Origin of the sequence: Rhodopseudomonas telluris (assembly GCF_042432815.1) — a bacterium.
In the GTDB taxonomy this organism is placed as follows: Bacteria; Pseudomonadota; Alphaproteobacteria; order Rhizobiales; family Xanthobacteraceae; genus Rhodopseudomonas; species Rhodopseudomonas telluris.
Genome location: NZ_JBHLWM010000005.1, coordinates 383,236 through 404,709, shown reverse-complemented (window position 1 = coordinate 404,709; position 21,474 = coordinate 383,236). Strand labels below are relative to the sequence as shown.

Below are 21,474 nucleotides of genomic sequence, written 5' to 3'. Positions count from 1 at the left end.
GCTCAGACTTTTTCGACTTCGGGGCGGCCGAGCAGGCCGGTCGGCATGAAGATCAGCACGACGATCAGGATCGAGAACGCCGCCACGTCCTTGTACTCGACCGAGAAATAGGCCGACCAGAACGTCTCGATCAGGCCGATCAGCAGACCGCCGAGCATCGCGCCGGGCAGCGAACCGATGCCTCCGAGCACGGCGGCCGTGAAGGCCTTGATGCCGGCGACGAAGCCCATGAAGAAATCGACCAGGCCGTAATACAGCAAGTACATCATGCCGGCGACCGCCGCGAGCGCGGCGCCGATCACGAAGGTCATCGAGATGGTGCGATCGACGTCGACGCCGAGCAGCGACGCCATGGTCTGGTCCTGCTCGCAGGCGCGCATGTCGCGGCCGAGCCGCGTCTTCGACACCAGCCAGGTGAAGATCGCCAGCAGCACGATGGTGGTGACGACGACCAAGATCTGGACGTTGGACAGCCGCACCACGAAGCCGTCGGCGCTTTCATGCAACGTGTAGCCGCCGGTGATGATCGGCGGCACCGGCTTGACGCGGGCGCCCTGCGACACCTGGGCGAAGTTCATCAGCACGAACGACATGCCGATTGCCGACAGCATCGGGGCAAGGCGAAACGAATGCCGCAGCGGTCGGTAGGCGATCCGCTCGACGGTCCAGCCATACAGCGCGGTGATCGCCATCGATACCAGCAGCACGACCAGCAGGATCAGCGGCACGAAGGTGAGTCCGAACGAGACCAGGATCAGGAAGCTGATCAGCGCGATGAAACCGCCGATCATGAAAATATCGCCATGGGCGAAATTGATCATGCCGACGATGCCGTACACCATGGTGTAGCCGATGGCGATGAGGCCGTAGATCGAGCCGAGGACGAGGCCGTTGATGAGCTGCTGGGCGAAATAGTCCATGCGCTGCCGTTGTCAGACGATCGAGGCCGACGTCCGGAAGAAGACGTCCGTAGGGATCCGATACTCGCGGCGCACAGGCAAAGCTCAAGAGCACCCGCTCGCGCTGGAGACACGATGCGGCGAGAGCCCCGGCAGCCGGCACGTCGCTTCGCTTGCAGATTTTGTAACAGTGCGAAGCGTTTACGGCAACAGCGCGGGATTACGACCTTCTTCCCTGTGGACGATGGTCGCAATCGCCTGGTTCCGCGACACCGGGCCGCCGCGCAAATGCCTCGTAAAGATCACGCCCCGGAAAGGTTGTTCCGGCAACCGGCAAAGCGGCACCCGCGTTATCTCGCCGGCTGATGCAAACAGCCGAAGGAGAAATCATCATGTCGAATCAGAACCAGCAGAATCCGACTCCAGGCCAAAAGCCCGGCCAGCAGCAGCAGGGTGGTGGAGCACGTCCGGGTCAGCAGCAGCAGGATCCGGGTCGGCAGGGCAATCCGCAGCAGGGCCAACACGGCCAGCGCGACCGCTAGTCCACCGCAACAGGACTCTCTCCAGGAGTCGGAAGGTCCCGCCGAAAGGCGGGATTTTCTTTTGGTGGCGGGCTTGGAGCTAAAGGGCCCTCACGGCAAAATCCGTGCCGATGTTCGATCCAGAGAGGTCGTTGGGCACCAAATCCACAGGGTTAACGGAAATTAAGGTTAACAAAGCGTTTCCGTTGTCGGATGTCGTTAACCGGGTTTAGCTCGGAAATTGCTGCTTTCCGCGTGTGGAGGCAGCCGGCAGCGGGAACCACGATGGCGAATTGGCGGATAAGCTCTGCGAACGGCGTGCTGATCGCGGCGTATTTCATCCCGAGCTGGGTGATCGTCGCATTCAAGATCATCATGTCGCCGATCCATGGTCTGTACGACCGGCCGAACATCTCCGTGGCGATCTTCCTCAGCGATCACTTCCATCTCGCCGCGCTGGCGACCATCCGGGCGGCGTGGCTGCTGGCCTTGGCCAAGCTGACGGTGGCGGCTTTCTTCGCGTTGTTTGTTGCGCTGCTGACCCGGCCGTCGATCCGCACCTCCGGTGGCTGCAACGAAGCCCTGTCGATCGCGCTGGCGCTCGGCAGCATCATCAGCTTCGCCAGCATGCTGATGGCCTCGCAGGCCGGCGAGATGGAAGCGATGCGGCTGCACGCCACCGAACTGCTGCTGCTGCTCGGCACCGGAATCGTCATGCTGGTTGAACGGCCGACGCCGGTCGTTATGCCGGTTGCGGAGCCGGCGCCGCGCGCGACGCGCCCGCTGATGACCAACTACCCGCACGCGGCCCAGAATTCCTGACCCTGCTCTAACCGGGCGGCCGCTGCCCACTTATATCGCAATGCGCAAAGCTCTTATGCGCGGTCCGTAACAACTTGCGGCCGCGCGCAGCTTTTGCTTTTGCGAATTGCGTGCTTTATTCGGCCGGCAACGCCGCCGATCAAGGCGTGCGACTGATTGCGGGAGGACGATCCATGGCCATGACGATGAACGGCGAAGTCCAACTGGACGCGCCGAAAGATCTGGTGTGGACCAAGCTCAACGATCCTGAAGTTTTGAAGCAGTGCATCCCCGGCTGTGAAGAGCTGGAGAAGACCGAAGACCAGGAGGGCTTTCGCGCCGTCGCCAAGCTCAAGGTCGGCCCGGTCTCGGCGCGCTTCAAGGGCCGCGTCACGCTGAGCGATCTCGATCCGCCGAACGGCTACAAGATCACCGGCGAAGGCGAGGGCGGCGTCGCCGGATTCGCCAAGGGCGGCGCTGTGGTCGGACTGTCCGAGAAGGACGGCGGCACGCTGCTGTCCTACGACGTCGAGGCGCATATCGGCGGCAAGCTGGCGCAGCTCGGCCAGCGGCTGATCAACGGTTCGGCCAAGAAGCTGGCCGATGAGTTCTTCGCCAACTTCTCCAAGGCGGTGCAGAACGGCAACGGCGCCGCCTGAGCGCGGCGTAACGTTCTGCCCGGGCACGCCTTCGATCACGCTGTCGTTATCACGCGGCTGTTATCAGGCGGCCGCGCGCCGATGTTCCGATCGGAGGTTGCCGATCCGGATCGGGGCCCCTAAGATATCCTCAAGAAACACAACTAAAGCGCGAATTCGCTGCCGTGCAACGCGGCGGTGCGCAACCAACGAGAGGGCCGATGGCCAAGATTTCCCTGATCGTGAACGGCAATCCGGTAACCGCCAACGTCGATCCGCGCACGCTGCTGGTGCAGTTTCTGCGCGAGAACCTGCGGCTCACCGGCACCCATGTCGGTTGCGATACGTCGCAGTGCGGCGCCTGCGTGGTGCATCTCGACGGCAAGGCGGTGAAGTCCTGCACCACGCTGGCGGTGATGGCGGACGGCCATGAAGTGACGACGATCGAGGGCTTGGCCGCCGACGGCGCGCCGCTGCATCCGATGCAGGAAGCCTTCCGCGAGAATCACGGTCTGCAGTGCGGCTTCTGCACCCCGGGCATGATCATGACCGCGGTCGATCTGGTGCACCGCAAGGGCCACGACCTCTCGGACGAGACGATCCGCGAGGAGCTGGAAGGCAATCTGTGCCGCTGCACCGGCTATCAGAACATCGTGGTGTCGATCGCCGCCGGCGCCAAGGCGATGGCTAATTCCGACCGCGCCTGATCGCGCGTCCGACCACGACCGCAGGCCGAAGCCGAACACGCTTTAGGGAAGCTCGATGTACGAATTCAAATATCACCGCCCCGGGACGGTCCGTCAGGCCGCGAACCTCTTGATCAAGAACGAGGACGCCAAGCTGATCGCCGGCGGCCACACGCTGCTGCCGGTGATGAAGCAGCGCCTCGCGGCGCCGCCGCATCTGGTCGACCTGTCGCATATCGAGGGCCTGAACGGCATCGAGATCAAGGGCCGTTCGCTGGTGATCGGCGCCACCGCCAAGCACGCCGAAGTCGCCAATTCGCCTATCGTCGGTGAGGCGATCCCGGCCCTGGCCGAGCTGGCGTCGCTGATCGGCGATCCGGCGGTGCGCCACAAGGGCACGATCGGCGGCTCGCTCGCCAACAACGATCCGACCGCGGACTATCCGGCGGCCGTGATGGCGCTCGGAGCCACCATCGTCACCAACAAGCGCAAGCTCAAGCCCGAAGAGTTCTTCCAGGGCCTGTTCACCACCGCGCTGGAGCCGGACGAGATCATCGTCAAGGTGCTGTTTCCGCTGCCGAAGAAGGCCGCCTACATCAAATTCCGCAACCAGGCCTCGCGCTACGCGCTGGTCGGCGTATTCGTCGCGCGGCGTCCCTCGGATGTCGCGGTGGCCGTCACCGGCGCCGGCTCCGAGGGCGTGTTCCGCGTCACCGCGTTCGAGGAGGCGCTCAAGGCGCGCTTCAATTCGAAGTCGCTCGACGGCATCCACGTCCCGCACGACGGCCTCAACAGCGATCTGCACGGCAGCGCCGAGTATCGCGCGCATCTGATCGGCGTGCTGGCGAAGCGTGCGGTCGATGCCGCCAACGGCAAGGCGTGACCTTGCGATCGGATCGCTCATGAGCGTCACGGCGCCTCCCGCTTCGGTCGACGCGACGCTCGAGCTGCTGACCAGCCGCGGTTACTTCGCCGAGCGGTCGCTCGCGACGGTGCTGTTCCTGGCGTTGCGGATGAACCGTCCGCTGTTCCTGGAAGGCGAGGCCGGCGTCGGCAAGACCGAGATCGCCAAGGTGCTGTCGTCGACGCTGGGGCGTCGGCTGATCCGGCTGCAATGCTACGAAGGCCTCGACGTCGCCTCCGCGGTGTACGAGTGGAATAGCTCGGCGCAGATGATCGCGATTCGTCTGGCCGAAGCCGCCGGCGACACTGACCGCGGCCAGCTCTCCAGCGACATCTTCTCCGAGCACTATCTGATCAAGCGGCCGCTGCTGCAGGCGCTGGAGCCCAACGTGTCCGGCCCACCGGTGCTGCTGATCGACGAGCTCGACCGCGCCGACGAGGCGTTCGAGGCCTATCTGCTGGAAGTGCTCAGCGACTTCCAGGTGACGATTCCGGAGTTCGGCACCATCAAGGCGCCGGCCCCGCCGATCGTCATCGTCACCTCGAACCGCACCCGCGAGATCCACGACGCGCTGAAGCGCCGCTGCCTGTATCACTGGGTCGATTATCCGAATGCGCAGCGTGAGCTGGCGATCGTCAAGTCGCGCGTGCCCGGCATTTCCGAAAAGCTGTCCGCGCAGGTCGTCAGCTTCGTTCAGGCACTGCGCGAACAGGACTTCTACAAGTCCCCCGGCGTCGCCGAGACGATCGACTGGGCGACCGCGCTGACCGAACTCGACGCCCGCGCGCTGACCGCCGAAGTCGTCGGCGACACGCTCGGCGCGCTGCTGAAGTATCAGGACGACATCACGCGGATGCAGGGCGACGCGCTGGCCAAGCTGGTGAAGGACGCGACGAGCGAGAGCTAGTTGCGGCGAAGCACTGCGCTCGCCGCATCGGCAGCGCACTCCCTCTCCCGCTTGCGGGAGAGGGTTGGGGAGAGGGAGCCCCAGGCACTGAGCTCGCGTCGCCCTCACCCCAGCCCTCTCCCGCAAGCGGGAGAGGGGGCAGGCCGTGCTCGCGGTAAGGTCGTGCACTGACTGAGAGCGATATTGTGCACTGACTAGGAGTGTCATTCCGGGGCGCGCCTCTTGGCGCGAGCCCGGAATCCATACTCCCGGCGGTGGTTATGGATTCCGAGCTCGCGCTTCGCGCGCCCCGGGATGATAATAGAGAGGGTGTGCGAATGCAGCGTAACCCGATGGCCGCGATGGATCACCTCAATCCGGCGACCGGCCGGATGGCCGACAATGTCGTCGGTTTCGCCCGGGCGCTGCGGGCCGCGGGGCTGCCGGTCGGACCGGGTGCGGTGATCGATGCGCTGGATGCGCTGCAGCTGATCGACATTGGCCAGCGCGCCGATCTCTACGCCACGCTCGAAGCGATCTTCGTCAAGCGCCGCGAGCATCTGCTAATCTTCGAGCAGGCCTTCGCGCTGTTCTTCCGCGCCGCGGAGGACTGGCAGAACATGCTGGACTCGATCCCGCTGCCGGACGCCGCCAAGAAGAAACCGCCGCCCGCGTCGCGCCGCGTGCAGGAGGCGATGTCGCCCTCGGCGACGCGCGACCTGCCGTCCGCCGAGGAGCAGGAATTGCGGCTCGCCGTGTCCGACAAGGAAATCCTGCAGAAGAAGGATTTCGCGCAAATGAGCGCGGCGGAGATCGCCGAAGTCACCCGCGCGATCGCGCGGATGAAGCTGCCGCAGGCCGAGCTGCGCACGCGCCGCGTCCGGCCCGACAAGCGTGGCCTCAAGCTCGATCTGCGCCGCACGCTGCGTGCCTCGCTGCGCAGCGGCGGCGAGATCGTCGACATCCGCCGGCTCGGGCTGATCGACAAACCTGCGCCGATCGTCGCGCTCTTGGATATCTCCGGCTCGATGAGCGAGTACACGCGGCTGTTCCTGCACTTCCTCCACGCCATCACCGACGACCGCAAGCGCGTCTCGACCTTCCTGTTCGGCACGCGGCTCACCAACGTGACCCGCGCGCTGCGCCAGCGCGATCCGGACGAGGCGCTGGCGAGCTGTACGTCCTCGGTCGAGGACTGGGCCGGCGGCACACGGATCGCGACCTCGCTGCACAGCTTCAACAAGCTGTGGGCCCGGCGCGTGCTCGGCCAGGGCGCGATCGTGCTGTTGATCTCCGACGGGCTGGAGCGGGAGGCGGACACCAAGCTTGCCTTCGAGATGGACCGGCTGCATCGCTCGTGTCGGCGGCTGATCTGGCTCAACCCGCTGCTGCGCTATCAGGGGTTCGAGCCGCGCGCCCAGGGCATCAAAATGATGCTGCCCCACGTTGACGAATTCCGTCCGGTACATAATTTGACCTCGATGCAGACGCTGGTCGAGGCGTTGTCGTCGGCGCCGCCGCCGCACCATTTCAGCGCGATCCGTTCCGCCGCCTGACGCCCCACCGCCGAGGAGACACCCATGCTCGATCGCGACGAAGACATTCTCAAAGCGGCGCAGGACTGGAAGAGCGCCGGCCGCGGCGTGGCGCTCGCCACTGTGGTCGAGACCTGGGGCTCGGCGCCGCGTCCGGCCGGCTCCAACCTCGTCATTAATGACGACGGCACGTTTCTGGGATCAGTGTCGGGCGGCTGCGTCGAAGGCGCGGTGGTCACCGAGGCGCTCGACGTGATCGAAAGCGGCCAGCCGAAGCTGCTGGAATTCGGCGTCGCCGACGAGACCGCCTGGAAGGTCGGGCTATCCTGCGGCGGCACCATCCGGGTGTTCGTCGAAAAGGTCGCTTAGTTCGTAGGCGGCGAGATTACGACCGAGGACGTGAGAATTCGTCCGTCATTGCGAGCGAAGCGAAGCAATCCAGAAGCGCAGTGCACTGGGCTGGATTGCTTCGTCGCTTCGCTCCTCGCAATGACGGGGGGTAACTACCAAGGCCATTGTCTTCGGCTGGGGTTTAGTTGCGATAAGAGAAGTGGGGCGCTGACGTGAAGTTCGAGACACTGCAACAGCTCAACACCGAGCGCGCCGCGCGTCGTCCGGCGATCGTCGTCACCGACACCGCGACCGGCGAGCAGCGGCTGGTGAAGGCCGCCGATATCGCCGCCGATCCCCTCGCCGCCGAATTGTCCAGGCAGCTGCGCATGGGCAAGAGCGCGACCATCGAAGTCGACAGCAAGAAGCTGTTCCTCAACGTTTACGCGCCGACCGCCAAGCTGGTGATCGTCGGCGCGGTGCATATCAGTCAGGCCTTGGCGCCGCTGGCGCGTTCGCTGGGCTACGACGTCACCGTGGTCGATCCGCGCACGGCTTTCGCCAGTCCCGAGCGCTTCCCGGACGTACCGCTGATCGCCGAATGGCCGGACGTCGCGCTGCCGCCGCTGAACATCGATCGCTACACCGCTTTCGTCGCGCTGACGCACGATCCGAAGATCGACGATCCGGCGCTGCTGCACGCCTTCGCGCGTGACTGTTTCTACATCGGCGCGCTCGGCTCGAAGAAGACCCACGCCCGCCGCGTCGATCGGCTGAAGGAGCAGGGCGCCAGCGAGGCCGACGTTGGCCGCATCCACGCGCCGATCGGGCTCGCGATCGGCGCGGTGTCGCCCGCCGAGATCGCGGTGTCGATCATGGCCGAGATCACCGCGACGCTGCGCCTGCCGGCGGCGGCGAAAGCCGTCGCGGCATGAAGTTCGGGCCGCGGCGCCCGGCAGAGGCGATCGGCGGTGTCGCCGTGCATTCGTTGCGGCAGAACGGACTGCTGCTGAAGAAGGGCACGCTGATCGGCCCGGCCGAAGTCGCTGCGCTCGAGCAGGCGGGCGTCGCCGAAATCGTGGTGGTCCAGCTCGAACCAGGTGACGTTTCCGAAGACGTCGCCGCCGGTGATGTCGCCAAGGCCGTCGCCGGCGACGGCGTTACCGTCGAACGTGCCTTCACCGGCAGGGCCAATCTGTTCGCAAACCGTCCCGGCGTTCTGGTGATCGATCGCGCCGCGGTCGATCGCGTCAACGCAGTCGACGAGGCGATCACCTTCGCGACGCTGCCGGCATTCAAGCCGGTGGTCGAGGGCGAGATGATCGGCACCGTCAAGCTGATCCCGTTCGGCGTCGAGGCGGGCTTGCGGGACGCTGCGGTCGCAGCCGGGACCGGCGGCGCGCTTCGGGTCGCGCCTTATGTCATCAAGCGCGTCGGAATCGTTTCGACGCAGTTGCCGGGGCTCGCCGCCAAGGTGATCGACAAGACGCTCCGCGTCACTGCCGAACGGCTGGCGCCGGCCGGTGCGTCGATCATCGCCGAGCGCCGCATCGCCCACGATCAAGCCGCATTGTCGGCGGCGCTGACGGAATTGCTCGGGCTCGGCGCCGAGCTGGTGATCGTGTTCGGCGCATCCGCCATCGCCGACCGCCGCGACGTGATTCCAGCGGCGATCACTGCGATCGGCGGCGCGATCGAGCATTTCGGCATGCCGGTCGATCCCGGCAATCTGCTGCTGATCGGCAGCGCCGGCGGCGTGCCGGTGCTCGGCGCGCCGGGTTGCGCGCGCTCGCCGGTGGAGAACGGCTTCGACTGGGTGCTGATGCGGCTGCTCGCCGGGCTGAAGGTGACGCGCGCCGACATCACCGGCCTCGGCGTCGGCGGACTGCTGATGGAGATCGTGACGCGGCCGCAGCCGCGCGTGCCCGTCGCCGAAGGCGGTCGCAACGTGGCGGCGATCATTCTGGCGGCAGGCCGCTCGACCCGGATGGGCGGGCCGAACAAGCTTCTGGCGGAGCTGAGCGGCAAGCCGCTGGTACGCATCGTCGCCGAACAGGTGATCGCTTCCAAGGCTGCATCCAAGGCCGCGCGCCCGATCGTCGTCACCGGCCACCAGGCCGACAAGGTCGAGGCGGCGCTGGCCGGGCTCGATCTCAGCTTCGTGCACAATCCGGACTACGCGGACGGCCTGGCCTCGTCGGTGAAAACCGGCATCGCTGCGGTCGGTGAGAACGCCGACGGCGCCGTGGTGTGTCTCGGCGACATGCCGCTGATCGATACCCAGCTGCTCGATCGGCTGATCGATGCCTTCGATCCGGATCGCGGCGCGCTGATCGTGGTGCCGGTCGCCGACGGCCGCCGCGGCAATCCGGTACTGTGGTCGCGCCGGTTTTTCGGCGAGCTGATGACGCTCGGCGGCGATGTCGGCGCGCGGCACCTGATCGCCAAGCACGCCGAGGCGGTCACCGAGGTCCCGGTCGACGGCCGCGGCGCCTTCGTCGACATCGATACGCCCGATGCCCTCGAAGACGCCCGGCGCGGCTAGCGCGACGGATTATTCACCAAGTTGAAAGTCCTTCGCTCATAAGTTCCCTCGGGGATCACCTCGGGGGAGGACGTCTTGAGCTTGTTTGCTGCCGCACGCCGTCGCGCGCTTTGTGCTGCCTTGTTGATGACCGTCACTGCACTCGCTCCGGCTCACGCCGCCGGCGCCATGGCGGTCGGCAAATGCGGCGCCTACGGTCAGGCGTTCGACTATCCGGCCGAAGCCGCCGCCATCGCGGCGGCGCGCAAGAAATGCAACGGCGACTGCACCACGATCACCATGCGGCGCGCCTGCGCGGCGCTGGCGATCGATTTGCGCAATCCGTGTGGCGCGCACGGCTACGCGGTGGAGCCGAAGATTTCCTCGACCCTCAACGAGGCCACCCGCAAGTGCTACGAATACGGCGGCAAGGAATGCGTCATCCGCGCATGGGCTTGCGACGCCAAAGGATGATGGCAGGCTGACAGCCAAGCCGATTTCGGTTAGTTGTTCGCCATGCAGTTCGATACCAAGATCGCGTTGGTGATCCGCACCGACCTCGAAGCCTGGCAGAAGCTCAACGTCGCCGCGTTCCTGTCTTCCGGAATCGCCGCGGCGTTCCCGGAATGCATCGGCGAGCCGTATCAGGACGGCAGTGATACGCCGTATCATGCGCTGATCGGCCAGCCGATCCTGATTTATGGCGCCGATCGGCCGGCGCTGGCCCGTGCCCTCGATCGGGCTCTCGCGCGCAATGTGAAACCGGCGATCTACACCGCCGAGATGTTCAAGACCACGCACGATGCAGCCAACCGCGAGGCGGTGCGGGCGGTGCAGCGGACCGATCTGGATCTGGTCGGGCTGGCAGTGAGGGCCGACCGCAAGGTGGTCGACAAGATCCTCGACGGGCTCAAGTTTCACACCTGAACCGGCCGCCGGTTTCCACCTCTGTTATTCCGGCATGGGCCGTGCGCGCTCGCCCGCGCCGGGCACGGGCTGGCCGGTCTCCTTCCGCTCCTCGGCCCGATAATTCGCCTTGGTCGCGGCTTCGGTGAGCTGCTTCTCGGCAGTCGTCCGTTGGCGATTGCGCATCAGCCCGTAGATCAGCGCGCCTGCGAGGATCACGACGCCGATCCCCCACATCCATTCGATCGACATGAGCTGTCCTCCCTCGGTGATTGTCGTTGCGAAGTGACAATCGACGGTCGGAGCGCCCGTTCCCCGCGGGTCCGTGACAATCCCGACGCACGACGTCGCACCCTCCGGGATGATCCGGATTGATTATGACTGACCAGTCAGTCACAATATGAGGATGAGCAGGTCGACTCCCTCTTCGCGGAAATCCGCAGTTCCAAAGCCCAAGCCGGGTCGGCAGGTGGCCACGGCGACGTCCGGGCGTTCCTCCAAGAGCCAGGCGAGGTCGGCATCGCTTCGGGCGCTGAGGGCGGCCGAGCGGCGTGCGGCGATCGTCGAGGCGGCGCTCGAGGAATTCACGGCGCGCGGCTTCGCGGCGACACGGCTGGACGACGTCGCCAAGCGCGCCGGTGTCGCCAAGGGAACGATCTATCTGTATTTCGCCGACAAGGAGACGCTGTTTCAGGAGTTGCTGCGGTTCTCGCTGCTGCCGTTGATCGGCGAGCTCGGCGCTCCGCCGCCGCCCGGCGTGTCGGCACGGGCGATGTTCGAGAGCTTCGCCGAGGTGTTCGTTCGCGAGGTCACCGAAACCAAGCGTGCCGACCTGCTGCGTCTGCTGATCTCCGAGGGGCAGCGGTTTCCATCGCTGGCCGAGTTTCACTATCGCGAAGTCGTCGTCCACGGCATCGCCGCGATGCGGCGTGTCATTGCGTACGGCATCGAGCGCGGCGAGATCAGCAACAAGGCGCTGCTCGACTATCCGCAGTTGCTCATGGCGCCGGCCATGCTGACCGTGGTGTGGCAGGGCCTGTTCAACCGCTTCGCGCCGCTCGATGCGCGCGCTCTGCTGCGGACACACATCGACATCATGTTCGACAAAGGAAACGCGCCATGATCGCGCGCCCGTTCACCATCGCCATCGCTGGGGCCGCGCTGCTCGCGCTGGCCGGCTGCGGCAACCCCGCCGATCGCGGTTACCAAGGCTGGGTCGAGGCCGACCTGATCTTCGTCAGCCCCGACGAGTCCGGCCGCATCACCAGGCTGACGGTGCGCGAGGGCGACGAGGCCCGCAAGGGCGAGTTGATCTACACGCTCGACGACGACCTGCAGCAGGCCGACCTCAACCAAAACAACGCGACGCTGGCGAACGCCAAGCAGAGCTTCGACCGCGCGCAATCTCTGTCCAAGACGGGCTCCGGCACGCAGGCCAATCTCGACGCGGCGGTGTCGGCGCTCCGCGTCGCCGAGGCCCGGGTCGAGACCTCGAAGACCCGGCTGTTGCGCCGCCAGGTCTTTGCGCCGGTCACCGGTCCGGTGCAGCAGATCTACTTCCGCGAAGGTGAGATGGTGGCGGCGCAGAAGCCGGTGCTGTCGATCCTGCCGCCGGGCAACATGAAGCTGCGCTTCTACGTGCCCGAACCGGTGCTGCCGAAGCTCGCCATCGGCGACACCGTCCGCGTGACTTGCGACGGCTGCGCGCCGGATCTGACCGCCAAGATCTACTTCATCGCCACCCAGGCCGAATACACCCCGCCGGTGATCTACAGCCTCGATGAGCGCAACAAGCTGGTCTATCTGATCCAGGCGCGGCCGGATCGGCCGACGGCCCTGCGCGTCGGCCAGCCGGTCAGCATCTTCCCGATGCCGAAGACGCCGGAACCGACGCCAGCCGCGGCGGGCGCCAAGTCATGACCTCTGCGGCCCCCGAGATCGCGATCGATGTCAAAGGGCTGACCAAGTCCTTCAATGGCCGCGAGGTGGTGCACGACCTGTCGATGCAGGTGAAGCGCGGCTCGATCTACGGCTTTCTCGGGCCCAACGGCTCCGGCAAGACCACGACGATCCGGATGCTGTGCGGCCTGCTGACGCCGGACAGCGGCGAGGGCACTTGCCTAGGCTATGACATCACGCGCGACGCCGACAAGATCAAGCGCCAGGTCGGCTACATGACGCAGCGCTTCAGCCTGTATCAGGACCTTTCGGTGCGCGAGAATTTGGAATTTGTGGCGCGGCTGTACGGCGTGCCCGACGCGCGCGGCGCGGCGCGCGAGATGATCCGGCGGCTCGGCCTGTCCGGCCGCGAGGAGCAACTCGCCGGCGAACTCTCCGGCGGCTGGAAGCAGCGGCTCGCGCTCGGCGCCTGCACGCTGCCCAATCCGCAATTGCTGCTGCTCGACGAGCCGACAGCGGGCGTCGATCCGAAAGCGCGGCGCGACTTCTGGAACGAAATCCACGCGCTCGCCGCCGAAGGCCTCACTGTGCTGGTCTCGACCCACTACATGGACGAGGCTGAACGCTGTCACGAGATCGCCTACATCGCCTACGGCTATTTGCTGGCGCACGGCACCGTCGAGCAGGTGATCGCCGCTTCGCAGCTCGCGACCTGGGTGGTGACCGGTGAGGGGCTCGGCGCGCTGGCGCATGACCTCGCCGGCAAGCCCGGCGTCGACATGGTGGCGCCGTTCGGCAGCAGCCTGCACGTCTCCGGCCGCGATCACGCGGCGCTCGAGGCCACGATCGCGCCGTATCGCAGCAATGCCGATCAGCATTGGCAGCACGGCGCGCCGTCGCTGGAGGACGTGTTCATCGAGCTGATGAGCCGCAGCAAGGACAATTTCCAATGAGCGCGGCGACAGACAAAACGCCGCCGCGCATCCAGCCGATTCCACGGCAGCGCTTCGGCTTTCTGCGCCGTACTTACGCGATGCTGGTCAAGGAGCTGATCCAGCTGCGCCGCGATCGCCTCACCTTCGCGATGATCATCGTGATCCCGGTGATGCAGCTCTGCCTGTTCGGCTATGCGATCAACACCACGCCGCGGCATTTGCCGACCGCGGTGCTGCTGCAGGAGGACAGCGACCTCGGCCGCTCGATCCTCAAGGCGCTGGAGAACACCGCGTACTTCCAGTTCGTGCATCAGGTGCAGAGCGTCGACGAATTCGATGCGCTGCTGCTGTCCGGCAAAGTGCTGTTCGGGGTCGAGATCCCGCGCGGCTTCGAGCGCGCCGTGCGGCGCGGCGACAAGCCGGCGCTGCTGGTCGCGGCGGACGCCACCGATCCGGTCGCGGCCGGTTCGGCGCTGTCGGCGCTCGGCGCTATCGTGCAGTCGGCGCTGGAGCACGACCGCGTCGCAGGCGATCCCGGCAATCCGCCGTTCGAGATCCGCGCCCACGCGCGCTACAATCCGGCGGCCTCGTCGCGGCTCAACATCGTGCCGGGGCTGGTCGGCACCATCCTGACCATGACGATGCTGATCTTCACCGCGCTCTCGGTGACGCGTGAGATCGAGCGCGGCACGATGGAAAACCTGCTGGCGATGCCGATCACGCCGGTCGAGGTGATGCTCGGCAAGATCCTGCCCTATGTGGGTGTCGGCTTCATCCAGGCGTCGCTGATCATCGGCATCGGCGTGCTGCTGTTCGGCGTGCCGTTGCGCGGCAGCCTGCCGCTGCTGGCGCTGCTGTCGACGCTGTTCATTACCACCAATCTGGCGATCGGCTACACTTTCTCGACACTGGTGCAGAACCAGCTGCAGGCGATGCAGGCGTCGATGATGTTCTTCCTGCCATCGATCCTGCTGTCGGGCTTCATGTTTCCGTTCGCCGGCATGCCGCGCTGGGCGCAGTACATCGGCGAATGTCTGCCGCTGACGCACTATCTTCGCATCGTCCGCGCCATCATGCTGAAGGGCTCGACGCTGGAGAACCTGCGCTACGACACGCTGGCGCTGGCCGCGCTGATGCTGGTGGCGATGACGATCGCGGTGACGCGATTCCGGCGGACGCTCGACTGACGCGCAACAATCCAGCCACCCTTGCGGCTACCAAGCTCCGCGCTCGGATCCATCCTCCGATCGTGGCTTCATGTGCTGCGGGCGGTCGGGGGCTCGGGACCGGAGAAGTATTGATAGCAATTGTCGATGTATTGATGTGTATATATAGTATTGTTTATTCTAATTTTACTGAATTGTTATCCTTAACCAATTCTTAATGCATTGGTTTACACGATTAATACTTTGTTTACTGTCGTCTCCGTGGGGAAATGGAGACGGAAATGGTGGGATTCGTGCGCGGGGCTGCGCTGGTCTTTGTCGGCATCATCAATTGGCAGGCAGCTGCCCAAGCGCAGTCGGCGCTGCTCGGCGTGGCGCCCGAGGCCGAGCTGCTGCAGCCACTCGAGGCACGGGGCTGTCCGCCGGCTGAACCGTCCGATCCCGCGACCACGGCATCGCTTGGCGACCGCTTTGTGGCCGCACAGCATTTCCGTGAGACGGCGTCGGCGAGAAATGGCGTGGCGATCAGTTGGCTTGGGACGATGTTCCGCCAGCGCTTCGTGACGAAAACCGAACCTGCGTCCGCGCGCACCATGCTGCAGCCGCTCCGTTTGCGCCGGCCTGCACGCGCCAGCGAGATCGTCGCCTGGCTCGGTGATCGCGGCGAGGTCACGCTCGGCGAGCTATGGTGTCTGCTGTCGCTCCAGCCGAATGGAGAGCAGGGCGCTCTGCTGACGAATGCGATCCCGAATCTGTTCTTCGTGCGCGATCGCGAGGAGAAATTGTGGACGGTGGATGTGGTGTGGGGTGGGCCGGGCTGGGAGATCGGAGCGAGTGCGATCGATGGTGATCGCCGGTGGGAGGCTGGCGCGCAGCCATTCTCGCGTTGAGGCGGCGCGCTCTTAGAGACGGAGCTGGGTGGCCAGCCGAGTGTAGGCGCCGTTGCGGCCGAAACTGTCGCTGACGAAGCCGACCGCTCCCGACCACTCCAACGGTCCCGTTGGCCACCCTGTGACATGGAGGCCCCAGCGCGTCTGCCGGCTCAGCTCGTCGCAGGAGCCGGACCACTCGGGGCCGATCCACACAGCATCGGCCACGCGCCAGCCGGCGGCGGCTCGAAAGCCGTACCCGGCCGCGATCGTGGTGGCATAGACCGATGCGGCGAGCATCAGCTCCGGCATCGGTTGCGCCCAGATCTCCGCTGCCATGCGCAGCCCCGGATGTGCGCCGCGCCACTTCGATGTCGGGTTGTCGGGCGTGAGGTTGTGTTGTTCGAGGTCCGGTCCGGCGAACAACTTCAGTTCGAATTCGCCGGTCTTGAATCGGACACCCGGCATGATGGCGGCGCGGAAGATATCGGTGGTGTAGAGACGGTTGGGCGTTCGATAGAACTCGGTGCCGTTGCTGAGCATCAGGCGCACTACGAAGCCGTCCTGGTTCAAGCCGTTCTGGGCCCAGTGCAAACCCGCCGACGCCGAATGGCCGTTACTCCAGATATCGTAGCCGCCGAACAGCAGCACCTGATCGGCAGTCGAGCCGCCACTCAGCGCCGGAGCGGAACTGGGGAATGGAGTGAGCATTGCCATCGCGTTGGCATCGGCGGCGGCGCCGAACGTGTTGTCGCCGTGATCAGTTGCTTGTCCTGTACCAAGTCCAGACTTGAGCCCTGTGGCAAGTCCCGCTCCAAGTCCTGCGCCGAGTTCTGCTTCGAGGCTCGCTTCCAGGCCGGTGGTGGGGAAATCGCCGGAGTCGAAATCATCCGGCTCCGACGGGACTGCATCGTTCTCGCCAGCAAGCTGCGCGACGTTACGATCCATGTTTGGAAGATCAGCCGGAGTGGTCTGGGCGATCGCGCCGAAGGCTCCGGCCGTAACGACCGCGGCCACGCTCACCACGCGTACCCAACTCACGCAACGCACCGCAACTCATCCTGAACGCAATGACTTGGTCGGCAATGCACGGATTAGAGCAGTGGTGTTATTCCTTGTCCAGTGACTACGATACGACCGTCGGGAAGCCGTATCTCATCACCGTTTAAAGTGATCGTCGTCCTCGAAACGCCTGACATAAACACGATCAATGAGCGACATCCCTGACGCCACCAAGGTCCTGTCCGATCTTGTCACGCGAAGTCGATCGAGGGCTTGCGCGAAGGCGCGGCCATGGCCGCGCCGGCCACGGCCAAACGAACGATCAGTTAGGTGATCGAGCGGCGATCGTTCAGCTGTTGTCTCAGCGCGGTGCGGTCGCGATGGCGTGTTCGAGGGCGACCGCGATCTTGCGGTCGATGTCGTGCATGCCGTCGACGTAGGCTTCTGACAGCGACAGACCTTCGGGCGAATTCGGATCGGCGCGGGCGATGGTTTCGAAATGATGGCGCAGCTTCTCCGGCGCCGGATGCGCCTTGATCACCGCGTTTGCAAAGTTCAGCAACGCCTTGATCTGGCCGTTCATGAAATCGAGTTTGTCCATCGTCACTTTCCCATCCGTGAGGTGGGCAGATCGTACCAGCGGGGAAGGGCGGTGCGATTGATCCCGCGCAAGCGAAAATCGTGAGCGACAGCTTGCCGCAACGGCCGGCTCTCAGAGCTGCGGAGCCACCAGATTATGGACTCCGACGCCATCGCGGGCGGAGACGATCTCCGCGATCCATTGCCGATGGCATTGGCGGTGGTCGCGCTCATAGCACAGGATGCAGACCGGACCCGCCTTCATCACCAGTGACGACAATTCGTCGAGCTGCTCGCGGGCCTGCGGCGTCTTCAGATGCGCATCGTAGATTCGGTGCAGCGTCTGCATCTGTCCGCCTCGGGCCGCCTCGCGGCCATCCTTCGGCGTACCAAGACCGCGCAAATGCAGGTAGCCGATGCCGTGCGCATCGAGCCCCGCGGCAAGCTGGGATTTCGAGAAGCCCGGACGGCGCGAGGCCGCGACCGCGCGAACATCGACCAGCAGCTTGACGCCGGCGCGCTGCAACTCGTCGAGCACGGCGCTGGCCGGCGTCTGTTCGTAGCCGATCGTGAACAGCGTGGGAGCTTTGCTCATGAATGCCTCGAATTGGTCGCCAGCCTAGCTCACCAGGCGGATCAGCTCCATCGCCGCGGCGGGGGCGCGGACCTTGCCCTCGTGAATCACATAAGCGAACACATCGCGCTTTTGTTTCTTGGTGTGTCCGGCGCCGACCTTCGGCAGGTCGTCCGGCTCGCCGCCACTTGCCCAGGTCTCCAGCCGCTGGGCCCAGGCGGCGAGCGCCTTCGGCGGGTAGCCGGCCGTGATGTCGTCCTTGCCCTTCTGCAGCCGGGCGTAGACGAAGTCGCCGACCACATCGGCGATCTCCGGATAGGTCGCGTGTTCGGAGTACACGACGGGAATGCCGTGCTCGCGAAGCAGGGCGATGAAATCCGGCGCGCAGAAGCTGTCGTGCCGGACCTCGACGACATGGCGCAGGGAGCGTCCGTCGATCGTGCGTGGCAGCAGCGCCAGAAATGCGCCGAAATCGACCGGATCGAATTTCTTGGTCGGGGCGAACTGCCACAGCACCGGGCCGAGCTTGTCGCCGAGTTCGAGCACGCCGGAATCGTAGAACCGCTTGATGCTGTCGCCGGCCTCGGCCAGCACCTTGCGGTTGGTGGCGTAGCGCGGTCCCTTCAGCGAGAAGACGAAGCCATCCGGCACCTCGCTGGCCCATTTGCGGAAGCTCTCCGGCTTCTGTGAGCCGTAGAAGGTGCCGTTGATCTCGATCGAGGTCAGCTTCGAGGCGGCGTATTCTAGCTCGCGCCGCTGCGGGAGCTTGTCGGGGTAGAACACGCCGCGCCACGGTTCGTAGGTCCAGCCGCCGATGCCGATGCGGATGTCGCCTGCCTTGCTTTTCATTCCCGTTTCCTCTTGCGCGCCGCCCAGGCCGTACCTATCTTGGTTGCAACGGCGATGGTGCTGCTGGCAAACGCCACGCACCGCCCGCCGAACGACCACAGAATAGTAGGGAGCGCCGGATGTACGCGCACCTGTTGTTCGTGGTCGTTAACGTTTGACCGGCCCGCGCTGGCGTCGGTGGGTCCAATTGGCCACTGGCCGCATCGTTTCCACCCGCTTCCCGATTGTCCCTCGGATTTGTAACGGAACGCGCCTTGGCAGCGTCCATGGGCCTCGATATACGCTGGCGCCATGACCCAAGCCAGCCCAGCGGTTGCAGAAACACGCGTGCAGCCATCCCCGGCGCTCCAGCTGAGCGTCGTCGTGCCGACCTTCAACGAGCGCGACAATATCGAGCCGCTGTTCCGTAAACTGGAAGCGGCGCTCGGCGGCATCGCGTGGGAAGTCATCTATGTCGATGACAACTCGCCCGACGGGACCTGGCGGGTGGTGCGCGAGCTGGCATCGCGCGAGCCGCGGGTGCGTTGCATCCGGCGGATCGGCCGGCGCGGTCTGGCGGGCGCCTGCATCGAGGGAATCCTCGCCGCCAGCGCGCCGTTCGCCGCCGTGATGGACGCGGATCTGCAGCACGACGAGACCCGGCTCGGCCAGATGCTGGCCCTGCTCGAAAGCGGCTCGGCCGACCTCGTGGTCGGCAGCCGCTACGTCGAGGGCGGCAGCGCCGCCAGCTTCGACAAGCAGCGCGCCGGTTTCAGCGCCCTCGCCACGACGCTGGCGCGGCAGGTGCTGAAGGTCGAGGTCGCCGACCCGATGAGCGGCTTCTTCATGATCCGCCGCGACCGCTTCGAACAGCTGGCGCCGCAGCTCTCCACCCAGGGCTTCAAGATCCTGCTCGACGTCGTCGCCACCGGCCGCGGCAGCCTCCGCACCGTCGAGGTGCCGTACAGCTTCGGCTCGCGGCTGCACGGCGAGAGCAAGCTCGACTCCATGGTGGCGCTCGATTTCCTCGGCCTGGTCCTGGCGAAATACAGCAACGATATCCTGTCGCTGCGCTTCATTCTGTTCGCGCTGGTCGGCTCGACAGGCGTCTTCGTGCACTTCCTCACGCTGTTCGTCGTGTTGAAGGTGTTCGACCAGCCGTTCGCCGAGGCGCAGGCCGTCGCCGCGCTGGTGGCGATGACCAGCAACTTCATCCTCAACAACTTCCTGACCTATCGCGACCAGCGGCTGAAGGGCTTTGCGATCCTGCGCGGCCTGCTGCTGTTCTATCTCGTGTGCGGCGTCGGGCTGCTCGCCAATGTCGGCGTCGCCTTCGCGGTCTACAACGAGCACATCACCTGGTGGCTGGCCGGCGCCGCGGGCGCGCTGATGGGCGTGGTCTGGAACTACGCGATGTCGGGCCTGTTCGTCTGGCGTAAGCGTTGACGTTCGCAATGCCGACTGCGACGCGGGATGTCGTCCGTGTCACGGCGATCGTCGTCGCCGTCCTGGTGGCGCTGCGCCTCGTTGCCGCCGCGGTGACGCCGCTGACTTTCGACGAGGCCTATTACTGGACCTGGTCGAAGCATCTCGCGCTGTCCTACTTCGATCACCCGCCGATGGTCGCCTTGGTGATCCGGCTCGGCACGCTGATCGCCGGCGACACCGAACTTGGCGTGCGGCTGATCTCCGTGCTGCTGGCGCTGCCGATGAGCTGGGCGACCTGGCGGTCGGCGGAGCTGTTGTTCGGCGGCCAGCGGCTTGCGGCCAACGCGACGCTGCTGCTCAACGCCACGATGATGGTGTCGATCGGCACCGTGATCGTGACGCCGGATGCGCCGCTGCTGGTTGCGGCCAGCTTCGTGCTCTACACGCTGGCGCAGGTGCTGTCGTCGGGCAAGGGCGTGTGGTGGCTCGGCGTCGGCGTCGCCGTCGGCGTCGCGCTGCTGTCGAAATACACTGCGCTGTTCTTCGGTCCGGCGATTTTGATCTGGCTGCTGTGGGTGCCGAAGCTGCGGCGCTGGCTGCTGACGCCGTGGCCGTATCTCGGCGGACTGATCGCGTTCGCGCTGTTCTCGCCGGTGGTGATCTGGAATGCCGATCACCAATGGATCTCCTTCATCAAGCAGTTCCGCCGTGCCCAGGTCGAAGGCTTCAATCCGAGCTATCTGCTCGAGCTGGTGCCGACCCAGTTCGTGCTGACCACGCCGCTCGTCTACATTCTCGGCCTGATGGGGCTGTATGCGCTGGCGCGCGGGGCGGGCGCATCCGGTGCGCGCGTGCTGGTCAGCTCGATCGTCTGGACCATCGCGCTGTATTTCGCCTGGCAGGCCACCCACGACCGCGTCGAGGGCAATTGGCTCGGCGCGCTGTATCCGGCCTTCGCGGTTGCCGGCGGCGTTGCCGCCGGACTGGCGAGCTGGGAGCCGCGCGCCCAGCGTGTCGCTGCGTTCTGCATGCGCTGGGCGGTGCCGGTCGGCGTGGTGATGTTCGTGCTGGTCGTTGTGCAGGCCAACACCGGCGTGCTCACCGGTTATCGCCGCGACGCCAGCGTCCGCGCGGTCGGCGTCGGCTTTCCCGAGATTGCCGCCGAGATCGCCGCGGTTCGCGAGAAGACCGGGGCGACCTGCGTGATGGCGGACGATTACGGCAACACGGCCTGGCTGGCATTCTATCTGCCGAAGGGCACCTGCGTGTTGCAGCGCAACGAGCGTTTCCGCTGGCTGCAGCAGCCGGCTCCGACGCCCGAGCAACTGGCCGGCAAGCTGCTGCTGGTCGGCGAAACCAACGCCGCCGCGCATCCAGGCCTGAAGGCGACGTTCGCCCGGATCGAGAAGGTCGGCGAGGTCGAACGCCGGCGCGGGCCGTTGGTGATCGATACGCTGGAGCTCGACATCCTCGACGGCGCCAAGCGCGACGTGCTCGACCTCACGCCGCCGGTCTATTGAAACGGCCGCCTGCCGCTTCTTTAGTCTAAACCTGCCCTGCGGAA

25 protein-coding genes are annotated in these 21,474 nt (G+C 65.6%); 19 read left to right on the top strand and 6 right to left on the bottom strand.

The annotated features are described in order from the left end of the window. Positions 1-2 precede the first annotated feature (2 nt). The gene (locus ACFFJ6_RS13390; protein WP_378388454.1) at positions 3-920 is read right to left on the bottom strand and encodes an ABC transporter permease subunit; all 918 of its coding nucleotides are present in this window, start codon (positions 918-920) and stop codon (positions 3-5) included. 371 nt (positions 921-1,291) lie between these two features. Between ACFFJ6_RS13390 and ACFFJ6_RS13385 the strand changes: the two genes are divergently transcribed. The 12 genes from ACFFJ6_RS13385 (at position 1,292) to ACFFJ6_RS13330 (ending at position 10,651) form a co-directional block, all read left to right on the top strand. Then, positions 1,292-1,441: a hypothetical protein gene (locus ACFFJ6_RS13385; RefSeq protein ID WP_378388452.1), complete on the top strand. Its 150-nt coding sequence runs from the start codon at positions 1,292-1,294 to the stop codon at positions 1,439-1,441. Between the two features lie 264 nt (positions 1,442-1,705). Beyond that, positions 1,706-2,242: a hypothetical protein gene (locus ACFFJ6_RS13380; protein ID WP_378388450.1), complete on the top strand. Its 537-nt coding sequence runs from the start codon at positions 1,706-1,708 to the stop codon at positions 2,240-2,242. Between the two features lie 173 nt (positions 2,243-2,415). Beyond that, positions 2,416-2,880 carry an SRPBCC family protein gene (locus ACFFJ6_RS13375; RefSeq protein ID WP_378388448.1) on the top strand — a complete coding sequence of 155 codons (465 nt, stop codon included), beginning with the start codon at positions 2,416-2,418 and terminating at the stop codon, positions 2,878-2,880. Positions 2,881-3,080: 200 nt separating this feature from the next. Continuing rightward, positions 3,081-3,566, top strand: a complete 486-nt coding sequence (locus tag ACFFJ6_RS13370) for a (2Fe-2S)-binding protein (protein WP_054162453.1) — start codon at positions 3,081-3,083, stop codon at positions 3,564-3,566. A gap of 55 nt (positions 3,567-3,621) precedes the next feature. After that, positions 3,622-4,428: an FAD binding domain-containing protein gene (locus ACFFJ6_RS13365; RefSeq protein WP_378388445.1), complete on the top strand. Its 807-nt coding sequence runs from the start codon at positions 3,622-3,624 to the stop codon at positions 4,426-4,428. Between the two features lie 19 nt (positions 4,429-4,447). Then, positions 4,448-5,356: an AAA family ATPase gene (locus tag ACFFJ6_RS13360; protein ID WP_378388443.1), complete on the top strand. Its 909-nt coding sequence runs from the start codon at positions 4,448-4,450 to the stop codon at positions 5,354-5,356. A 317-nt stretch (positions 5,357-5,673) separates the two neighbouring features. Then, positions 5,674-6,891, top strand: coding sequence for a vWA domain-containing protein (locus ACFFJ6_RS13355; protein ID WP_378388441.1), 1,218 nt, complete (start codon positions 5,674-5,676; stop codon positions 6,889-6,891). A gap of 24 nt (positions 6,892-6,915) precedes the next feature. After that, positions 6,916-7,239, top strand: a complete 324-nt coding sequence (locus ACFFJ6_RS13350) for an XdhC family protein (protein WP_378388439.1) — start codon at positions 6,916-6,918, stop codon at positions 7,237-7,239. A gap of 194 nt (positions 7,240-7,433) precedes the next feature. After that, the gene (locus ACFFJ6_RS13345) at positions 7,434-8,135 is read left to right on the top strand and encodes an XdhC family protein (protein WP_378388437.1); all 702 of its coding nucleotides are present in this window, start codon (positions 7,434-7,436) and stop codon (positions 8,133-8,135) included. Beyond that, a complete protein-coding gene (locus ACFFJ6_RS13340) occupies positions 8,132-9,745 on the top strand; it encodes an NTP transferase domain-containing protein (RefSeq protein ID WP_378388435.1) in 1,614 nt (537 codons plus the stop codon). Before ACFFJ6_RS13345 ends, ACFFJ6_RS13340 begins: the two co-directional genes overlap by 4 nt. 126 nt (positions 9,746-9,871) lie before the next feature. Continuing rightward, entirely contained in the window at positions 9,872-10,198 is a 327-nt protein-coding gene (locus ACFFJ6_RS13335; protein ID WP_378388433.1) for a DUF4189 domain-containing protein, read from the top strand. 42 nt (positions 10,199-10,240) lie between these two features. Beyond that, a complete protein-coding gene (locus ACFFJ6_RS13330; RefSeq protein WP_378388430.1) occupies positions 10,241-10,651 on the top strand; it encodes a DUF2000 family protein in 411 nt (136 codons plus the stop codon). A gap of 24 nt (positions 10,652-10,675) precedes the next feature. Here ACFFJ6_RS13330 and ACFFJ6_RS13325 read toward each other — a convergent pair whose 3' ends face one another. Further along, complete coding sequence (locus ACFFJ6_RS13325) at positions 10,676-10,882, bottom strand: hypothetical protein (RefSeq protein WP_378388428.1); 207 nt, start codon at positions 10,880-10,882, stop codon at positions 10,676-10,678. A 154-nt stretch (positions 10,883-11,036) separates the two neighbouring features. On the opposite strand from ACFFJ6_RS13325, the gene ACFFJ6_RS13320 reads away from it, so the two are divergent. The 5 genes from ACFFJ6_RS13320 (at position 11,037) to ACFFJ6_RS13300 (ending at position 15,520) form a co-directional block, all read left to right on the top strand. Then, a complete protein-coding gene (locus tag ACFFJ6_RS13320; RefSeq protein WP_378388426.1) occupies positions 11,037-11,753 on the top strand; it encodes a TetR/AcrR family transcriptional regulator in 717 nt (238 codons plus the stop codon). Continuing rightward, on the top strand, positions 11,750-12,550 hold the full coding sequence (locus ACFFJ6_RS13315; protein ID WP_378388423.1) for an HlyD family secretion protein: 801 nt from the start codon (positions 11,750-11,752) through the stop codon (positions 12,548-12,550). The genes ACFFJ6_RS13320 and ACFFJ6_RS13315 overlap by 4 nt, the downstream gene beginning before the upstream one ends. Next, complete coding sequence (locus ACFFJ6_RS13310; RefSeq protein ID WP_378388421.1) at positions 12,547-13,482, top strand: ABC transporter ATP-binding protein; 936 nt, start codon at positions 12,547-12,549, stop codon at positions 13,480-13,482. Before ACFFJ6_RS13315 ends, ACFFJ6_RS13310 begins: the two co-directional genes overlap by 4 nt. Beyond that, on the top strand, positions 13,479-14,651 hold the full coding sequence (locus ACFFJ6_RS13305; RefSeq protein WP_378388419.1) for an ABC transporter permease: 1,173 nt from the start codon (positions 13,479-13,481) through the stop codon (positions 14,649-14,651). Before ACFFJ6_RS13310 ends, ACFFJ6_RS13305 begins: the two co-directional genes overlap by 4 nt. Positions 14,652-14,911: 260 nt before the next feature. Beyond that, a complete protein-coding gene (locus ACFFJ6_RS13300; RefSeq protein ID WP_378388417.1) occupies positions 14,912-15,520 on the top strand; it encodes a hypothetical protein in 609 nt (202 codons plus the stop codon). Between the two features lie 12 nt (positions 15,521-15,532). On the opposite strand, the gene bcsS is transcribed toward ACFFJ6_RS13300, so the two are convergent. The 4 genes from bcsS to ACFFJ6_RS13280 all read right to left on the bottom strand — a co-directional run bounded on the left by bcsS (position 15,533) and on the right by ACFFJ6_RS13280 (position 18,503). After that, positions 15,533-16,516 carry a cellulose biosynthesis protein BcsS gene (bcsS, locus tag ACFFJ6_RS13295; protein ID WP_378388415.1) on the bottom strand — a complete coding sequence of 328 codons (984 nt, stop codon included), beginning with the start codon at positions 16,514-16,516 and terminating at the stop codon, positions 15,533-15,535. 346 nt (positions 16,517-16,862) lie between these two features. Beyond that, positions 16,863-17,102 (bottom strand): hypothetical protein, encoded by a 240-nt coding sequence (locus tag ACFFJ6_RS13290; protein ID WP_378388413.1) that lies wholly within the window; start codon positions 17,100-17,102, stop codon positions 16,863-16,865. Positions 17,103-17,213: 111 nt separating this feature from the next. Beyond that, positions 17,214-17,675 carry a DUF488 domain-containing protein gene (locus tag ACFFJ6_RS13285; RefSeq protein WP_378388412.1) on the bottom strand — a complete coding sequence of 154 codons (462 nt, stop codon included), beginning with the start codon at positions 17,673-17,675 and terminating at the stop codon, positions 17,214-17,216. A 24-nt stretch (positions 17,676-17,699) separates the two neighbouring features. After that, entirely contained in the window at positions 17,700-18,503 is an 804-nt protein-coding gene (locus ACFFJ6_RS13280; RefSeq protein WP_378388410.1) for a DUF72 domain-containing protein, read from the bottom strand. Positions 18,504-18,794: 291 nt separating this feature from the next. Between ACFFJ6_RS13280 and ACFFJ6_RS13275 the strand changes: the two genes are divergently transcribed. Then, complete coding sequence (locus tag ACFFJ6_RS13275) at positions 18,795-19,928, top strand: glycosyltransferase (protein ID WP_378388408.1); 1,134 nt, start codon at positions 18,795-18,797, stop codon at positions 19,926-19,928. Positions 19,929-19,936: 8 nt separating this feature from the next. After that, on the top strand, positions 19,937-21,430 hold the full coding sequence (locus ACFFJ6_RS13270; RefSeq protein ID WP_378388406.1) for a glycosyltransferase family 39 protein: 1,494 nt from the start codon (positions 19,937-19,939) through the stop codon (positions 21,428-21,430). Positions 21,431-21,474 lie beyond the last annotated feature (44 nt).

What these genes read in the sequence shown, in the direction of transcription:
- ACFFJ6_RS13335 (WP_378388433.1), top strand. Translation starts at nt 9,872, where the DNA reads ATGACCGTCACTGCACTCGCTCCGGCTCACGCCGCCGGCGCCATGGCG.
- ACFFJ6_RS13325 (WP_378388428.1), bottom strand. Translation starts at nt 10,882, where the DNA reads ATGTCGATCGAATGGATGTGGGGGATCGGCGTCGTGATCCTCGCAGGC.
- ACFFJ6_RS13330 (WP_378388430.1), top strand. Translation starts at nt 10,241, where the DNA reads ATGCAGTTCGATACCAAGATCGCGTTGGTGATCCGCACCGACCTCGAA.
- ACFFJ6_RS13360 (WP_378388443.1), top strand. Translation starts at nt 4,448, where the DNA reads ATGAGCGTCACGGCGCCTCCCGCTTCGGTCGACGCGACGCTCGAGCTG.
- ACFFJ6_RS13350 (WP_378388439.1), top strand. Translation starts at nt 6,916, where the DNA reads ATGCTCGATCGCGACGAAGACATTCTCAAAGCGGCGCAGGACTGGAAG.
- ACFFJ6_RS13365 (WP_378388445.1), top strand. Translation starts at nt 3,622, where the DNA reads ATGTACGAATTCAAATATCACCGCCCCGGGACGGTCCGTCAGGCCGCG.
- ACFFJ6_RS13280 (WP_378388410.1), bottom strand. Translation starts at nt 18,503, where the DNA reads ATGAAAAGCAAGGCAGGCGACATCCGCATCGGCATCGGCGGCTGGACC.
- ACFFJ6_RS13375 (WP_378388448.1), top strand. Translation starts at nt 2,416, where the DNA reads ATGGCCATGACGATGAACGGCGAAGTCCAACTGGACGCGCCGAAAGAT.
- ACFFJ6_RS13275 (WP_378388408.1), top strand. Translation starts at nt 18,795, where the DNA reads ATGACCCAAGCCAGCCCAGCGGTTGCAGAAACACGCGTGCAGCCATCC.
- ACFFJ6_RS13300 (WP_378388417.1), top strand. Translation starts at nt 14,912, where the DNA reads ATGGTGGGATTCGTGCGCGGGGCTGCGCTGGTCTTTGTCGGCATCATC.
- ACFFJ6_RS13290 (WP_378388413.1), bottom strand. Translation starts at nt 17,102, where the DNA reads ATGGACAAACTCGATTTCATGAACGGCCAGATCAAGGCGTTGCTGAAC.
- ACFFJ6_RS13285 (WP_378388412.1), bottom strand. Translation starts at nt 17,675, where the DNA reads ATGAGCAAAGCTCCCACGCTGTTCACGATCGGCTACGAACAGACGCCG.
- ACFFJ6_RS13305 (WP_378388419.1), top strand. Translation starts at nt 13,479, where the DNA reads ATGAGCGCGGCGACAGACAAAACGCCGCCGCGCATCCAGCCGATTCCA.
- ACFFJ6_RS13355 (WP_378388441.1), top strand. Translation starts at nt 5,674, where the DNA reads ATGCAGCGTAACCCGATGGCCGCGATGGATCACCTCAATCCGGCGACC.
- ACFFJ6_RS13385 (WP_378388452.1), top strand. Translation starts at nt 1,292, where the DNA reads ATGTCGAATCAGAACCAGCAGAATCCGACTCCAGGCCAAAAGCCCGGC.
- ACFFJ6_RS13315 (WP_378388423.1), top strand. Translation starts at nt 11,750, where the DNA reads ATGATCGCGCGCCCGTTCACCATCGCCATCGCTGGGGCCGCGCTGCTC.
- ACFFJ6_RS13380 (WP_378388450.1), top strand. Translation starts at nt 1,706, where the DNA reads ATGGCGAATTGGCGGATAAGCTCTGCGAACGGCGTGCTGATCGCGGCG.
- ACFFJ6_RS13340 (WP_378388435.1), top strand. Translation starts at nt 8,132, where the DNA reads ATGAAGTTCGGGCCGCGGCGCCCGGCAGAGGCGATCGGCGGTGTCGCC.
- ACFFJ6_RS13320 (WP_378388426.1), top strand. Translation starts at nt 11,037, where the DNA reads ATGAGCAGGTCGACTCCCTCTTCGCGGAAATCCGCAGTTCCAAAGCCC.
- ACFFJ6_RS13370 (WP_054162453.1), top strand. Translation starts at nt 3,081, where the DNA reads ATGGCCAAGATTTCCCTGATCGTGAACGGCAATCCGGTAACCGCCAAC.
- ACFFJ6_RS13310 (WP_378388421.1), top strand. Translation starts at nt 12,547, where the DNA reads ATGACCTCTGCGGCCCCCGAGATCGCGATCGATGTCAAAGGGCTGACC.
- ACFFJ6_RS13390 (WP_378388454.1), bottom strand. Translation starts at nt 920, where the DNA reads ATGGACTATTTCGCCCAGCAGCTCATCAACGGCCTCGTCCTCGGCTCG.
- ACFFJ6_RS13270 (WP_378388406.1), top strand. Translation starts at nt 19,937, where the DNA reads ATGCCGACTGCGACGCGGGATGTCGTCCGTGTCACGGCGATCGTCGTC.